This window comes from Paenibacillus sp. PAMC 26794, assembly GCF_000316035.1.
Classification (GTDB): Bacteria; Bacillota; Bacilli; order Paenibacillales; family Paenibacillaceae; genus Paenibacillus.
The window spans coordinates 1-16,507 of sequence record NZ_ANHX01000013.1 but is presented as its reverse complement, the minus strand read 5'-3'; the positions used below and the strand labels follow the sequence as shown (position 1 = coordinate 16,507).

General features: G+C 46.3%; 11 protein-coding genes. All 11 read left to right on the top strand.

What is annotated here, in order from left to right:
• The first annotated feature begins 10 nt into the window (after positions 1-10).
• The 11 genes from D829_RS0108665 to D829_RS0108610 all read left to right on the top strand — a co-directional run bounded on the left by D829_RS0108665 (position 11) and on the right by D829_RS0108610 (position 16,447).
• Complete coding sequence (locus D829_RS0108665; protein WP_017688480.1) at positions 11-856, top strand: sugar ABC transporter permease; 846 nt, start codon at positions 11-13, stop codon at positions 854-856.
• Between the two features lie 17 nt (positions 857-873).
• Positions 874-1,821 (top strand): carbohydrate ABC transporter permease, encoded by a 948-nt coding sequence (locus D829_RS0108660; RefSeq protein WP_017688479.1) that lies wholly within the window; start codon positions 874-876, stop codon positions 1,819-1,821.
• A gap of 294 nt (positions 1,822-2,115) precedes the next feature.
• Positions 2,116-3,822 (top strand): RICIN domain-containing protein, encoded by a 1,707-nt coding sequence (locus D829_RS0108650; protein WP_017688477.1) that lies wholly within the window; start codon positions 2,116-2,118, stop codon positions 3,820-3,822.
• A gap of 292 nt (positions 3,823-4,114) precedes the next feature.
• Positions 4,115-6,466, top strand: a complete 2,352-nt coding sequence (locus D829_RS0108645) for a helix-turn-helix domain-containing protein (protein WP_017688476.1) — start codon at positions 4,115-4,117, stop codon at positions 6,464-6,466.
• Between the two features lie 275 nt (positions 6,467-6,741).
• Entirely contained in the window at positions 6,742-7,596 is an 855-nt protein-coding gene (locus D829_RS0108640; RefSeq protein WP_026081080.1) for a sugar ABC transporter permease, read from the top strand.
• Between the two features lie 27 nt (positions 7,597-7,623).
• Positions 7,624-8,553, top strand: a complete 930-nt coding sequence (locus D829_RS0108635) for a carbohydrate ABC transporter permease (protein WP_017688474.1) — start codon at positions 7,624-7,626, stop codon at positions 8,551-8,553.
• Between the two features lie 38 nt (positions 8,554-8,591).
• A complete protein-coding gene (locus D829_RS0108630) occupies positions 8,592-10,232 on the top strand; it encodes an ABC transporter substrate-binding protein (RefSeq protein WP_017688473.1) in 1,641 nt (546 codons plus the stop codon).
• A 200-nt stretch (positions 10,233-10,432) separates the two neighbouring features.
• The gene (locus D829_RS0108625) at positions 10,433-12,670 is read left to right on the top strand and encodes a helix-turn-helix domain-containing protein (RefSeq protein WP_017688472.1); all 2,238 of its coding nucleotides are present in this window, start codon (positions 10,433-10,435) and stop codon (positions 12,668-12,670) included.
• 303 nt (positions 12,671-12,973) lie between these two features.
• Complete coding sequence (locus tag D829_RS0108620; RefSeq protein ID WP_241230750.1) at positions 12,974-13,858, top strand: ABC transporter permease subunit; 885 nt, start codon at positions 12,974-12,976, stop codon at positions 13,856-13,858.
• An 8-nt stretch (positions 13,859-13,866) separates the two neighbouring features.
• Positions 13,867-14,766: a carbohydrate ABC transporter permease gene (locus D829_RS0108615; RefSeq protein ID WP_152416986.1), complete on the top strand. Its 900-nt coding sequence runs from the start codon at positions 13,867-13,869 to the stop codon at positions 14,764-14,766.
• Positions 14,767-14,812: 46 nt separating this feature from the next.
• Positions 14,813-16,447 carry an ABC transporter substrate-binding protein gene (locus D829_RS0108610; protein WP_017688469.1) on the top strand — a complete coding sequence of 545 codons (1,635 nt, stop codon included), beginning with the start codon at positions 14,813-14,815 and terminating at the stop codon, positions 16,445-16,447.
• Positions 16,448-16,507: the final 60 nt, after the last annotated feature.

Genomic DNA, 16,507 nt, shown 5'->3' with positions numbered 1-16,507 from the left:
GCAGAAAGCCATGTGGGGCGTAATCTACGTGCTTCCCTGGCTCATTGGTTTTGTGTTATTTTTCTTCATTCCGCTGTTGGCCTCTCTGCGATACAGCATGAGTACAATTCAAGCCAACGCGGAAGGCATAGCGATTCAGTTCACCGGTGTCGCCAATTACATTCAGGCGCTCACCGTCAATACAAGCTTTAACCGTGCGTTAATTGAGGCGATCACAGATGTACTCATCAACGTGCCACTTATCGTTATATTCAGTCTGTTCCTTGCCGTCATCCTGAATCAGAAGTTCAGGGGCCGGGCTGTAGCGCGGTCGATCTTTTTCCTGCCCGTTATTCTGGCATCGGGAGTGATTATGACACTGGAGAGCACCAGCCTGATTGAAGCGGTTAATCAGAGCAGCACAGGTGGAAGCTCACTCGGGACATTTGAACTCGAAAATATAATGGTTAATGCCGGAGTGAGCGATTGGATCGTCACGTATCTGAGCAGCGCCGTAGATCGGATCTATCAGATCGTCAGTCAGTCCGGTGTACAGATTTTGATCTTTTTGGCAGGGATCCAGACGATTTCCCCTCAACTGTATGAGGCTTCGAAGATGGAAGGGGCGACGGGCTATGAAGCCTTCTGGAAAATTACGTTCCCGATGGTCAGCCCGCTTATTTTTGTCAATGCGATCTATACGATCATTGATTCATTTGCCAATAACGCCATGACGGAACTGATCCGGGATACCGGCTTCGTCAAGTTTGACTTTGGATTAAGTTCTGCCATGGCATGGGTCTACTTTCTGGCCATTGCCATCATTCTGGTTATTGTAAACATCATTTTCTCGAAGCGAGTCTTCTATCAAGATTAGAAAGGAGGGTGTCCCACGTGACAACATCACGATTATTATCGCTGGAGCATTGGAAAGGCTGGCTGTGGGCCATGATCCGATTCGTTCTGATTACCGGGCTTTCCTTCGTTATCCTGTTTCCCATATTTCAGAAGGTTTCAACATCCGTCAAAGCTAAAGGTGATCTCTATTCGGCAGTGGTGGTTTGGATTCCACAGAACTTCTCCATTGACAATTTCAAGCAGGCGATACGCGTTATGGATTACTGGGCAACGCTGTTTAATACGTTTGCCCTGTCTGCAACGACAACACTGTTGACTACAGCATCCTGTGCACTTGCAGGATACGGCTTCGCCAGACTGAAATTCAGGGGAAGCAACTGGCTGTTTGCCGGTGTAATTCTGACAATTCTTGTACCGCCAACGACCATTCTCATTCCGGTATACCTGAATCTGAAAAGCTTTGACCTGATGGGGCTTATGACGCTTATAGCAGGCAAACCTGTTAATTTGCTAAACACCTATTGGCCGTTTATTCTGACGGCGATTACGGCCAATTCACTTAAGGCCGGCTTGTACATTTTTATCTTCCGGCAATTCTTCAGAGGTATTCCGAAAGAAGTGGAGGAGGCGGCATATGTGGACGGCGCGGGCATCGGAAGAACATTTTCAAGAATCATGCTGCCCAATGCCATTCCGTCCATGGTAACAGTCATGCTGTTTTCCTTCGTATGGCAGTGGAACGACAGCTTCTATACGACGACTTATCTGACTTCAAGTAAAGTCATGTCGACCCAGTTATCGTCCCTTCCGTATAATCTGGCCCAGCAGGTTACTGACGGTGCAGCTTCCCAGGCCGATCCGTTCTATCTGAGCATGATCCAGGATACAGGAATTCTTCTTGCCATTCTGCCTTTGATCGTCATCTATTTGTTTGTGCAACGATATTTCGTAGAGAGTGTAGAGCGTACGGGAATCGTCGGTTAAGTTAAGTTCTCCTGTACGTTTGGAGTGGGATCAGACTGGATAAGGAAGGAGGAACTTCATGCAACATTCGATCTGTGAAAAGAGGGCAAGCAACGATCTCATGAACGTCTGCTCACAGCAGAACCGTGACCCTGCCCTGCGAAGGATTCCCTTGCTAGTGTGGAACGGACTGCGGGAGCGGGCGCCGACCTGAGCGATATGTTTGATCAAAGATACTCTGACGGAGCTTACCTCGCAATATTGAAAGGAAATATATCAGATCAGGAACATTACTTTATAGTGGGAGGAATTATAGTGAAAAAGTTCATGACATCTTGTAAACTTGTACTCATTCTGGCTTTATTGATCACAATAGCTCCATGGGGAGGCAACCGCGCCGAAGCATGGGTGGGCATGCCGATGGGCAAGCTTCACGTGAACGGAAAAAACTTGGTGAACAGCAACAACCAGCCTGTGCTTCTGGACGGTTGGCATCAACCTTCAGGGGCCTACTGGACATATCAGGACAGCAATTATTATCTCAATCTGCACGGCAATAACCGTCATGCAGCTACACTGGCTTATCTGAAAGACATTACCGATACATTTGCGGACACCAGCCCGAAATACGGAAGTAATCATGGCTGGAATATGAATCAGGTACGTCTGTTCATCGATCGTCAGGACATGGGAGATGTGGCTGCTGGTACATATAATTTTGCCGGTGTGCAGAGCGTTACTCAAAATGTAATTATTCCGTACATTCAATATGCCAAAACAAAAGGTGTCTATGTTGTCCTGGGACTGGACTTCACGTTGAAGGATGATCAGGCAACAACACCTGCCAACCTGCAAAAATTCAACGAAATCTGGGGTTATCTCGCTTCACGCCCGGAGATCAAAAGTGCAGACAACGTTCACTTCGAACTGATCAACGAACCGGTGAAATCCTATGCCAATGGACATTGGGGTGGATACAACGGGGAAAATGATTTTGTAGATCACTGGAATGACCTGCGTAATTTCCAAAATTCCATGATTTCAACAATTCGCAGCAAAGGTGCGGACAACGTTATCTGGGCGGCAGGTCTGGGATACAACCAATTTTACAGCTTGACGGCAAGCCATCCATTGACTGACCCGCTCAACAACTATGGGTATGCGGTTCACTGGTACCCTGGTTATGGCGCATATGACAACTTCTCCATCCTGCAAGACCAGTGGAATACCAACGTGAAGGCAGCCGCTGACAAATATCCGATTAACATTACCGAGGTAACCTGGTTCAAAAACAAACCTGGCGATTCGGCCTATTGGAACTTGTTTAATGGCAGCAATGAAGGTTTCGGCACGAATACCAAAACGATCTTTAACGCAGCAGGCAATGTCAGCATTGCAGCTCATATGAACGGATTCATTCTAAGTGAAGGACCACGAAGCTCCTTTGCCGACCCAACGGCTGGACTGAAATGGGATGGAGATGCTTCACGGAGTGCCATGGGACGATTCCTGTTCAACTGGTACCATGAACGTGCTCAGACGTACCCGGGTAGTGGACAAGGCGGCGAACCGACAACGGGTCTGGTATCCGGTGCAACCTATAAAATTGTAGCCCGGCATTCCAACAAGGTTGTTGATGTCCCTGGTGGTCAAAATGAAAATAATCTTCAGCTCCAGCAGTGGAGCGATCTGGGCGGTAACCCTCAGAAGTGGGTTCTGACCTCAATCGGCAGCGGCAACTATACACTGACAAGTGTGAACTCACCGGACAAAGTCATCGATATTCGCAACGGTACCCTCACCAATGGGGAAGCGGTTCAACTCATGAGCAATCTGAACACAACCGCTCAGCATTTTAAGGTCAACGATCTTGGTAACGGGTACTGGAGTATCATTAACGTGAACAGCAATAAAGCGATTGAAGTGGCGAACGCTTCCACTTCGGATGGAGCCCAGCTGCAACAGAACACCTACACAGGTGCTACAAACCAACAATGGAAATTTGTTGCCGTTAGCAATTAATAAGCACAACGTTAAACAAGAACTCCCCAAGTCATTTCATGTCTTGGGGAGGTTTTTTGCGTTTATTTTTGATACTTTGGGAAGGAGGCCATGCAAAGGTAAAATACAACTATATTTGTGCGCCAACCCGCAGACTGACAATTATTTTCATGCAAGCATTGTACGCTGCAGTATGTAAATGTACCATAAGGAAGAAGTTGTACCTTCACCAGGAAGAAATGCCCGGTGTATCATTGAACAGCTACCTTATCACAGAGAAATGTAAGCGCTTGATAAAAAAGGGAGGGTACATATGCAGCTCCTATGGTCCAAATTTTCACCCGTGTTCCGCCGATTCCTCATTTCGTATCTTGTCATTCTGATGATTCCTCAAATTGCGGGATATGCCTCTTACCGAGCTTCCATTGAAGCAGCCCGTTCCAGCTCCATTGAGAACAGTTTGAAGTCGCTGAGTCTTGGCAAAGAGATCATTGAGCGAAATCTTCTTCAAGTTGAAGCTTTTACCAGACAGCTTGCCGTCAATCCCGATTTGCAAAATTTAATTACTGGCCCAAAGCCGCATGATCTCTACAATGTCTACGGTATGAACCGCATGCAGCGGAGCCTCTCCATGTACAGCAGTACCAATGATTACTTGTCCCATTTCTTCATTCACATTCCAAACTACAATGCCATCATCACACCAAGAACCGTGTATTATCGTCCAGAGCATTATTATGCTGCCAATCAGCTGGACGGTATGTCGTTTGAACAATGGTATGACCAAATTCTCAAACAACCACACTTTAACGAAATCATACCGCTTCGAAACTATAAACGTGAAATACTCGGCACTGTGCTTGCAGACGTTCCCGCCATTACGTTTCTGCAATCTCTGCCTTTGAACAGCTTCAACAAACCGCAAGCGACGATTGGTGTCATGATTGATCAGGATCAGATGGCCAGCCTTACTCAAAATATTGTGGATCAATATGGAGGCTGGACTCTCGTCACCGATGCGGAAGGGCAGATCATTTTCTCCCTTGGTATTGAACAGACCGAGGCTGAGCAAATGGCACAGAGTCATCGGAGAGAAGATAACGCTGCGGAAACGGAGCTGAACGTGCAGAACGTACAGCCTGGAAGTGATGGTCGGCTGCTGATATCGATACAGTCCAGTCAAAATGGATGGAATTACATAGCAGGGATTCCGGAGAAAGCACTCATGACAAAAGCGGACCAAATCAAACAAGTCACGCTGGCGTTTACTATGGCAACCATTGCCTTGGGACTGTTATTCGGGCTGGTTCTGGCCTATCGGAACAGTGCACCCGTATACAGATTGTTGGCCTCTTTTCGGGAACAAATCACCGATTCCCCAGACAGACGGGGCAATGAATATGATTTTTTGGCAAGCCATATTAACAATCTGATTGCTAATAATGACTCACTTAAAAACGCCATGAATGAGCAGATTCCGTTATTGAGAGATGGTTTTATCAAACGTTTGTTAACCGGAGAAGTCTATACCTCACTTGAGCTGGAGGTTATCTCATCCCAGGCGCACATTTCTCTTCATAGCAGCCAGGGCTTGGCAGGCTTAGTGAAGGTAAACGGATATGCCAATCCGGACAGTGAAGAAACTATTCATGAACTGGGTGTCGCAAGGCTGCTCGTCAAACAAGTACTTACAGAGTGGAATGCCCAGCTGCTGATCACGGATTGGGGAACAGACCAGATCGCTTTTGCCTGTCCATTGGATGAGAACCCATTGAATGAAGCTATAGGGAAATGTGAAAAAGAGCTGAACACCTTGATGGAAGTGATCTACCGGGAGCATCGGATATCCACAACAATTGGTACAGGTACAGCTTACGAGGTCTGGAATGATGCAGGACGTTCCTTTGATGAAGCCAAACAAGCTCTGGATTATGCCATTCATATGGGAACAGATCATCTGGTGAGATTTGAAGATACGATGAAGGAAAATGAAATGTTCTATTATCCAATTGAGTCTGAACAGCGCCTGTTGAACACGATCAAAGTCGGGGAGCCTGAAGAGGCTATACGTATTCTGGAGCAATTGTTTCTTCGTAATTTAGAGGAGCGGGAACTGTCCTACGAGATGACACAGCAGTTCATCATGGAGCTGAAGGGGACTTTTCTGAAGCTGGACGAACCCAAATTCAAGCTGGATGCCTCCCTACTGGAGGAATATAAAACTCGGGTGATATCCATTCAGATGACAGAAACGATTACTTCGCTGCGGGCAAAATTCAAACGGTTAACGGAAGACATCTGCGGTGATTTCCAGAGAAGAAGAGCAGGAGCACATGCGGATACTGTAAACGAAATGATTTGTTTTATCCAACAACATTATGGGGATGCAAACTTGACGATCTATCGGATTGCGGAGCACATGAGCAAGTCCGAGAAGTTTATATCCCAACTGTTCAAAGAACATACAGGAGAGAATCTTTCCGATTATGTAGAACGGGTACGCATTGATGCTGCCTCGAACTTGTTGCACTCCTCCGGTCAGACTATTGACGAGATTGCGGAGGCCACCGGATATAACAGTGCACATTCATTCCGCCGAGCTTTCAAGCGGGTACGCGGCATTTCCCCGAGTGTGTTTCGGAAAATGGACGTTCATAGCGGTTAATGTAGGCTGTTTCTCGGCATATCTATTCGCTTTTTGTACTTTCCCGGCGTAACTGTACCTTTACGCATCCCCAGCGCAATCTTATGATTACTCAAAAAGTAAGCGCTACCAAATTGAGCTGCAGTTCAGCACGATTGGGAGCCATGAATGGGGGGATGATTCTGAGAACCACAATGACCAGTGAATCAAAGTCTGTGGAAAAACCAAGTAAACCGTCTCTCTTGAAGCAAGCATTATCCAGAAGCTGGAGGCGACATTGGCAGCTATATCTGCTGATCCTGCCACCGATTGCTTACTTTATTATTTTCAAGTATGTACCCATGGTGAATGCGGTCCTGGCATTTAAAGATTACAACGTCATCAAGGGGATCTGGGGCAGTCCGTGGGCCGGAACCAAGTATTTCGAATTACTTTTTAAAAATCCGGCGTTTGTCATGCTGATCAAGAACACGCTCTATATTTCGTTTTACAGCCTGATCGTTGGTTTCCCGATTCCTATATTACTGGCGCTCGCGCTGAACGAAATCAAAAACATACGATTCAAAAAAACAGTACAAATGGTGACGTATGCTCCATATTTCATCTCTACCGTTGTTATGGTCTCCATCATTATGCTCTTTCTGTCTCCTAGGCTGGGTATTGTCAACACGATTGCAGGTGCCCTTGGTCTCGAAGCGGTGAATTTTCTGGGTGAGCCCGGACTGTTTCGATCCATCTACGTATTCTCGGATGTGTGGCAGGGAATGGGGTACTCCGCTGTGATATATCTGGCTGCTCTGGCAGGTGTTGATCCATCCCTATATGAAGCCGCCAAAGTGGACGGAGCCAACCGTATACAGAAAATCATCAATGTTGATCTGCCTGGACTACTTCCGGCAGCCGTCATCATTCTGATCCTGAGTGTAGGGAATATCATGGCTGTTGGGTTCGAAAAAATATATTTGCTGCAAAATCCGCTCAACCTGTCTGCTTCGGAGATCATCTCCACGTATGTCTATAAAATAGGATTGCTGAATGCCAATTACAGCTTCGCTACTGCGGTTGGCCTGTTCAACTCGGTGATTAACCTGATTCTGCTATTAATCGTAAACGCGGTCGCCAAGCGACTGTCCAATACAAGCTTATGGTAACGGGAGCGAAAGGAGGAGAACCAACCCATGCCTAACACACAGACAAATGCAGGTCGTTCGCAGATCAAGAGCAGCAGTACGATTCGTGAATCCTGGGGAGACCGCGTATTTATAACGGTTGTTTACTTCATGCTGACGGTGGTGCTGATTGCCGTGCTGTATCCCTTGATATATATTGTGAGTTCTTCGCTCAGCAGCCCTGCTGCCGTCTCCTCGGGAAAAGTTTGGTTGTTGCCTATTGATCTGACGTTTGACGGTTACAAGTCTGTATTGCGGAATGATCAAGTCCTTACCGGTTATGCCAATTCCCTTTTCTATACAGCCTGCGGCACCTTCATCAGCGTGGCATTGACCATTATGATTGCTTATCCATTATCCAAAAAAACGTTTGTTGGTCGCAGTTCGTTAATGATGTTTATTACCTTCACCATGCTGTTCTCGGGCGGTTTGATCCCTACCTATCTGGTGGTCAAAACCATGGGACTGATTGATACCCGCTGGGCGTTGCTGATTCCCAATGCCGTCTGGGTATGGCAAGTCATCATTGCCCGTACCTTTTTTCAGAATTCGATACCGGAAGAATTGTCCGAAGCAGCAGACATCGATGGCTGCAGTGACATCCGGTTTATCTTCAGTATTATCCTGCCACTCGCCAAACCGATTATCGCCGTGTTGTCACTTATGTACGCTGTCGGTCAGTGGAATGCATACTTTGACGCCCTCATTTACCTGAAATCACAGTCGCTCTATCCGCTACAGCTGATATTGCGCAGTATTCTTATTCTGAACAGCAGTACGGGGAACATGGATGCATCGGAAATGATCAAACAGCAGCAAATGGCTGAACTCATGAAGTACTCATTAATTGTGATGGCCAGCTTGCCGGTGCTAATCATCTATCCTTTTGTTCAACGGTATTTCGTGCAAGGCATGCTGATTGGCTCAGTCAAAGGATAAGTTCATTTTTTTTATTATTCATGAGGGAGAGGATTGTATTGAAAAAAGCGGGATTCATCATTCTTGCCTGTATGCTGTTTACCTCGTTGGTACTTGCCGGATGTTCAAGTTCTGATAAGGGGAACGGGGAAGGCAGCGATCCGTCAGGCAAGACGGCCATTAATGTGTTTGCTCACCAGGGTTCGGATACCAACCTGTCCACTAACAAATTCACGAAGAAAATGGAAGAGAAGTTTGATATTCAGTTCAACTGGACTACGGTTCCATTCGACGGTGCAGCGGAGAAAAGACAGATTTCACTGGCTTCCGGTGATTATCCGGACTTGTATCTGCTCATCCCTTGGGTAGATCGTTTCTCCCAGACAGACTTGTTGAAGTTTGGTCAGCAGGGGGTTATTTTGCCGCTGAATGATCTGATTGAGGAGCATGCTCCCAATATTAAAAAAGTGCTTGAAAGCAATGACTATTATCGGGCCATGAACACTGCTCCCGACGGAAATATCTATGGTCTGACGGGTCTGAATGAATGTTTTCACTGTTCATACCCGAACAAGATGTGGGTCAACACCAAATGGTTGGAACAACTGGGTTTGACCGAACCCGCGACGACAGAAGAATTTAAGGAAATGCTTCGGGCATTTAAAACGAAAGACCCGAACGGGAACGGTAAAGCCGACGAAGTACCGCTAAGCGGTTCGACTGAAAATTTCGGCGTGCACATTATTCCGTACTTGATGAACGGTTTTATCTATGACGACGATCGGAATTATCTCATTGTCAATCAGGGGAAAGTGGAGACCGTAGTGAACAAACCGGAGTGGAAAGAAGGGCTTGCCTATATTAAATCCCTGTACGATGAAGGGTTGATTGATCCAGGGGCATTTACCCAAAACGTCGGGGCCTTCAAAAAAATTGGCGATAACGCTGATGCACAGCTTCTCGGTGCGGGAGCAGCGATGCATCCATCGTTATTCGTAACGACTGCGGAAGGTTCACCTTACGGGAATGATTACAATCCCATCCCTCCACTGAAGGGGCCCAATGCCGCTTATGCTACGTACAACTACCCGATTGATCCCGGAGCGTCCTTTGTCCTGACAAACAAAGCCAGTGAGGAAACGCAGATCGCGGCCATTAAGTTGTTGGATTATGTCTATACCCAGGAAGGAACCATGGCATCATATCTGGGAGAAGAGGGCGTAAGCTGGCGCAAACCACAAGAAGGAGAAGTGGCGCTCAATGATCTGATTGAGCCGCTATATAAAGCCATTCCGCTTCCTTCTGGTGAAGAACCTCGTAATGACAGTTGGGCTGCATTGAGTCAGTACAATCATTATCAGGCATATCGGGACTCCGAAGTACAGGGGACAGACATCTATGCCAATGATGGTGGTGAGCGTCGTCTCTATGAGGCGACATTGTTAATGGAGGGCAAGGAACCCAAAGAGGTTTTCCCTCATTGGGCATTGTGGGTAGATCCGTCCCAAGCTGATGAAGCCAGCATGATGCAGACCAATCTCAAGGATTACATCGATCAGAACGCCCTGCAATTTATTACAGGCGCCAAAAGTCTGGATAAGGATTGGGATGAATATGTGAAAGGCCTGGAGGGACTGAACATTAATCGATATCTGGAGATTATGCAGTCTTCCTATGATACTTCTTCTGTCTCCAAATAATTAAAGTATCCGAATGATATCCTGTTGCACAACCAAATGTTCCCGGTTCGCAGTCAGCACTTGCGAGCCGGGAACATTTTTTTATGTATATAGATTAAATCATAATATCGTTGCATCCTTCTTAAAATTCTGTGATTGAACCTGTTTTCCCGGTCAGATATCATATGAACATCATTTCATTGTCTGGAGGGGAGACGTGCATGAAGAGGAAAATCTTTTATTATCGACAGTTGTTATCCTACATTCCTGTCTTTTTCATTGTAGTTACCTTTATGTTCTTTTTATATTACCAATTACTGAGCAGTCAGAGTCGTAAGGAAGCGATCATGGCGAATGAAAGCTTGCTTGTTCAGGCCATGAACCTGGTTGATTCTTCACTGAAAACGATGGAGCAAGAGCTGCTTTCCGAATTGCTGCACAATAATGAGCTTTTCTTATTTTGGAATGCCAGCCAAACGGACAACGACTACCTGCACATTCAGATAGCCGAGTTCATGAGACAGTTCAAGCAGGATCATCCGCTAGTGGATTCGATCTATGTTGTTCGGACGCATCATCCAGTTGTCATTAGTGACGCAACCATCACAACGTTGGAGGATTTTTCAGATGCTCCATTTATCCACTCACAGTTAACAAAGACGGGGAATCACTGGACGGAACTAAGGAAGTTTGAACCCTTTTCCATTGTAGGTTATCGCCAGGTTGTCAGTCTTGTGCTTAGAAGTCCCGTTCTCCTTAACGGGGAAGGCTTGCTTGTTGTTAACCTGTCCCCCGGCAAAATGACCGAACTCGTTAACGGAATCTATGAACAACAGATCAGCTATACCCGAATTCTGGATGGGGCAGGGCAGGATATTCTCGACTTGGCCGGGGCGGAGCATGACGATCTGTCCGTGGTTTCGCAGAAAACCTCATCATTAACCGGGTGGACGTATGTGAGCGGGCCATTAAACGGTATTTTTGTAAACGCTACCAACATGCTGTATAACGTCTGGTTTGTGATAGGCATCGTCATGATTATAGCCGGGGTTGGCTGGTTTTTTTACATTACGCGAAAAAGCTACAAGCCTATTGAACAGATTATCTCCAGGATCAACAGTTTTCCGCAGTTTAAGGACAGTCCTGTCTCGAAGGATCATCAGGGGCCCAAAGACGAGTTTGCATTCATTGAATCAGCACTGAATCTTTTTCTGGCACAGAATCGCATATACCAGCAGCAAAATCGTGAAGATGAACAATTGAAGAAAACATATCTGCTCCAGCAATTGCTGGATGGCCAATATCCCGAGAATCCAAGCCAATGGGACTCACAGCAAAACGGATTTAAATTGAATGATCTAAGCCAAAAACAGATTATCTGTGTCGTAGAAATGGATGATTATGCTCGTTTTGTACAGTATTACATGCCTCGGGATCAATATTTACTGAAGTTCGCCATTCTGAGCGTCATTCAGGAAACGGCCGAACAACACGGTTATACGATATGGGCGGGATGGATTTCGGGTGATATTCTGGGAGCCATGCTGCAATTGGAGGATGAACAGGGAGTTGACCCACATCTGCTTCAGATGTTCGAGGATACACGGACGTGGATTGAGCAAAACATGAATCTCAGAATCAGTGTTGGTGTGGGAAGCATCGCCAATGCATATACGCATATTCCTGATTCTTATCGCCAAGCGCTGCAAGCGTTGAAATACAAGATGGTTTTGGGCGGAAACCAGGTCATTCTGTTTTCCCACGTAGATCAGGATAAAAAAGCAGGAGCGTTCGACTATTTCCAACTGGTTCATGCCATGGCGCAATCCCTGCGTACAGCGAAGCCTGACTGGAGACAGCAATACGATACAATTATGCAGCAGATTGAGCAGGATATTCTGGACCGGGATAATATTGTAAGTCTGGTCGGGTATATGATCTATTCCATAGAGCGGGAAATAAGCAGACTTCCCAAAGAATTTCAAGAACTGTGGACAGCAGAGGTCGAACCCTCCTTGCAGGAAGCGTTGTCCTCTTCCGAGACGTTTCAGCAGCTTGAGGCAAATGTACGTTACCCGCTGACACACCTGGCAGAGCAGATTCGTCATCTTCAGGAGAAACGAACGCATTCGGAACGGATTTTCGAAATTCGCAAATGTATTGAACGGGAGTATGGTAATCCTGAGCTGTCCCTTGATTATCTGGCGGAGCAGTTCCAGCTTAGTCCCAAATCCATCAGCAAATTGTTTAAGGAGATGACGGGCAACAAGTTTGTCGATTATTTAATCGATGTGCGAATCAAGCGGGCACAGCAATTACTGGAGCAAACGACGTTGTCCGTGAATGAGATTGCAGAGGAAGTCGGATATGCCAATGTGATCTCATTTGGCCGGGCGTTCAAAAAACATGTAAACACTTCACCCGGCGAATACCGCAAATGGGCGGTTAAACCGAATTGAGATGAGCTGTTGCTGACCGGGGAAACCTTGCCAGAGTGTGCAGTAGGACATCGGCGAATTATGTTTGTATGGAGAAAAAGATTGGTTCGCCTGCGCTGCCGCTCCTGTTCACTTAAGCAGGTCTCTTGAGGAAATAGGTTGCATGCGTGAAAGATGTATATTGTTCGAGGATGCATTGTCTGTTTAAGATGGCACCATTACATGCAAAGGAGCGTGACAATGGACAGCAAATCATCCTTCACCGTTTCACCCCGGCAAGAGCCTGTGTTATCCGGAAAGTCATCAAGCGGCATTGCCCGCAAAATGGGCAGACACTGGCAGTTTTATCTGCTAGTTTTGCTGCCTATGTTGTACATTCTCATTTTCAAATACGTTCCGATGTTTGGCGTGCTGATTGCTTTTAAAGATTATAATGTCGTGCAGGGAATATGGGGGAGTCCATGGGCAGGTCTCAAGTATTTTGAACAGCTGTTTCAGGCACCATTCTTCTGGCAGTATTTTCGAAATACGTTAGTAATTTCGTTATATGGTCTGCTCGTCAACTTCCCGTTACCCATCTTGCTGGCACTGGCATTAAACGAGATCCGGAACGGCTTTTTCAAAAAAACAGTACAGATGGTCACTTACGCACCCTATTTCATTTCAACGGTAATCATCGTGTCCATCCTGATCGTCAATCTGTCGCCCAATGTAGGACTTGTCAGCAATCTGTTCAGATTATTCGGAATGGAACCGATTGACTTCATGGGTAGTGCCAGCATGTTCAAGACAATCTATGTATTTTCGGATGCGTGGCAATTCATGGGGTACAACGCCATCATCTACATTGCAGCCTTGTCCGGTGTAAACCCCGAGTTGTACGAGGCCGCCAGAGTGGACGGGGCAACACGACTGCAACGGATGATAAACATTGATATTCCCAGCTTGGTCCCGGTGATGTCCATTCTCTTGATCTTGAGTGTGGGCTCAACTATGAGTGTAGGCTTCGAAAAGATATATCTGATGCAGAACCCGCTGAACCAAAATGCATCTGAAGTCATCTCAACTTATGTATACAAAGTCGGATTACTGAACTCCGATTTCAGCTTTTCCGCTGCCATCGGGCTGTTTAATTCCGTTGTAAACTTTGTACTGCTCGTGCTGGTGAACCTGATATCCAAAAAGGTCTCATCCAACAGTTTATGGTAGGGAGGAAGATGATGAAGAGCGTCGCCATACGAGAATCTGCTACAGACCGATTGTTCATGAGCATCATTTATCTGTTCTTAGCGTTCATTTTGATTATCGTTTTGTTTCCCTTGCTTCATATTTTAAGCGCTTCCTTTAGCTCTCCATCTGCGGTTTCTTCCGGAAAAGTGTGGCTTTGGCCAGTCGAATTCAGCTGGATTGGATATCAGGCCGCATTCCAAAACAAAGACATCTGGATCGGTTTCGGTAATTCCCTGTTCTATACCGTGGCGGGGACACTGCTAAATGTATCGTTTACAGTGATGATTGCATATCCCTTGGCAAGAAGGACGTTCTATGGGCGCAACATCATCATGCTTTTGCTTGTTGTGACGATGTTTTTTGACGGAGGACTGATCCCCAACTATTTGCTTGTGAAATCCCTTGGGCTGCTCGACACACGCTGGGTCATGATTCTCCCGGGAGCATTCGCTGTGTTTCAGGTCATTATCGCACGGACATTTTTTCAATCCACCATCCCGGATGATCTGGCCGAGGCCGCACAGATTGACGGATGCAGCGATTTAGCTTTTATATGGCGGGTGGTATTGCCGTTATCGAAGCCGGTTCTTGCCGTACTGGCGCTTATGTATGCGGTTGGGCATTGGAATACGTATTTCAACGCACTGATTTATTTAAGTGATTATACAAAATTTCCATTACAAATCTTCCTTCGTAACCTGCTTATCTTGAATGCAGATAACTCGGATATGTACGTTAATATCAGCGCTCAGGCTGTTCAACAGGGATTAAAGGATTTGCTGCAATATTCACTTATCGTGATCGCGAGTGTACCCGTACTTGTTATATATCCTTTTGTACAGAAACATTTTGTCAAAGGAGTCATGATTGGCTCTCTGAAGGGGTAGTGACTTACCAAATATGAGCTTGATTTATTACAAGGGGGAATCGTAGTTGAAAAGATCAGGACGTCTATTATTGTGTTTGACTCTGGTTATGACCATTGTGCTCTCCGCATGCAGTGACAATAAAGACAAGGATTCTTCTGCAGAAGCGGTAACCAAGGACGGAGCGGTTCGTCTGAGTGTATTGGCACCACAGGGCGAAGCCATTGAAAAGCTGCAAATCAATCGATTCTCGAAATACATCGAGGAAAAGCTCAAGATCCAGTTTGCTTGGCAAACGACACCCGGCGGTGCATATAATGACAAAAAACAGCTTGTTCTCGCGAGCGGAGACTACCCGGCAGTCATTCTGGATGCAGGAATGAGCAAGGCTGATCAGATCAAGTACGGAAAGATGGGTGCTTTTATTCCGCTCAACGATCTTATCAAACAATATGCACCAAACATTCAAAAAGCAATCGAAGAGGTTGAAGGTGTTAAGGAAGCGGCTACTGCTCCGGATGGCAACATTTACGGTATTCCCAAAATTAATGAATGCCTGCATTGCACCTACAATCAGAGAGTGTGGATCAACACCCTCTGGCTCGACCAACTAGGCCTCAGTATGCCCACAACAACGGACGAGTTCTATGAAGTGCTGAAAGCGTTCAAGGAAAAAGACCCGAACGGTAATGGAAAAGCTGATGAAGTCCCATTTACAACGACTCCGGACGAGTGGGGCGGTGGTGTTGACGCTTTTCTGATGAATGCATTTATCTATAACGATGCCAGTAAATATCTAAGCGTGAAGGATGACGTGGTTATCTATTCGGCAGCACAGCCGGAGTGGAGGGAAGGTCTGGAATATCTTCGCCGCTTGTATCAGGAAGGACTTATTGACAAGGGAGCCTTTACACAAAATGCAGATGCTGTGAAGCAGCTTGCCAATAAGCAAGATGCCGCAGTGGGCGTTGTGGGTTATGCCATTGTTACCGGCGGGGTCAAATATCCTCGCAACAAGGATTATGCGGTACTGCCACCTCTGAAAGGGCCCCATGGCGTGCAGCTCTCCGGTTATTCTGCGGGAATCGGGCAGAGCGACTTCGTCATTACGAACAAAGCGACAGAGGAAGAAAAAATTGCGGCCATCCAACTGGCTGATTACCTGTACAGCGAAGAGGGCACCATCCTGACGACCTATGGTTTTGAAGGAGATGGCTGGAAAAAAGCAGAGAGTGGCCAGATGGATTACAATGGTCAGCCGGCCCAATATGACGTCTTGTTACCTGCTTCCAAGACGGACGGAAGTGTGCCCCTGGCCGATACATGGTGGCAGCTTGGCACGATGCAAATGCTCAATTCCATCCGTGAATCTTTTGTAGCTCCTGAAGATCCACTCGCAGAAGGCGATGGGCCAAGGGAGTATCGATTCTGGCTGGCAGCCAAGGAATACGAGCCATTTGCGAATCTGGATGTGGTATATCCAAGCAATGTCAATTTCAAACCGGAAGATGCATTGACCATCTCTCAAATTGAACGCACGCTGATGGATTACGTGGACTCCAATATGGCACAGTTTATTACAGGTAACAAGGATATAACGAAGGAATGGGACAGTTATATTGCAGGGTACAAGGGATTGCAACTCGAAAAGTATTTACAAGTATATCAAGATGCATACGATGAATGGAAGAAGTTGAAGTGACTTTGAAGTAACTCAACAGGAGTATAAAAGGAGATCTCAGGATCTTCCTTTTATACTCCT

Coding starts and splice junctions, on each gene's coding strand:
- D829_RS0108635 (WP_017688474.1), top strand. CDS start 7,624: ATGCCTAACACACAGACAAATGCAGGTCGTTCGCAGATCAAGAGCAGC.
- D829_RS0108620 (WP_241230750.1), top strand. CDS start 12,974: ATGGGCAGACACTGGCAGTTTTATCTGCTAGTTTTGCTGCCTATGTTG.
- D829_RS0108625 (WP_017688472.1), top strand. CDS start 10,433: ATGAAGAGGAAAATCTTTTATTATCGACAGTTGTTATCCTACATTCCT.
- D829_RS0108615 (WP_152416986.1), top strand. CDS start 13,867: ATGATGAAGAGCGTCGCCATACGAGAATCTGCTACAGACCGATTGTTC.
- D829_RS0108645 (WP_017688476.1), top strand. CDS start 4,115: ATGCAGCTCCTATGGTCCAAATTTTCACCCGTGTTCCGCCGATTCCTC.
- D829_RS0108665 (WP_017688480.1), top strand. CDS start 11: ATGTGGGGCGTAATCTACGTGCTTCCCTGGCTCATTGGTTTTGTGTTA.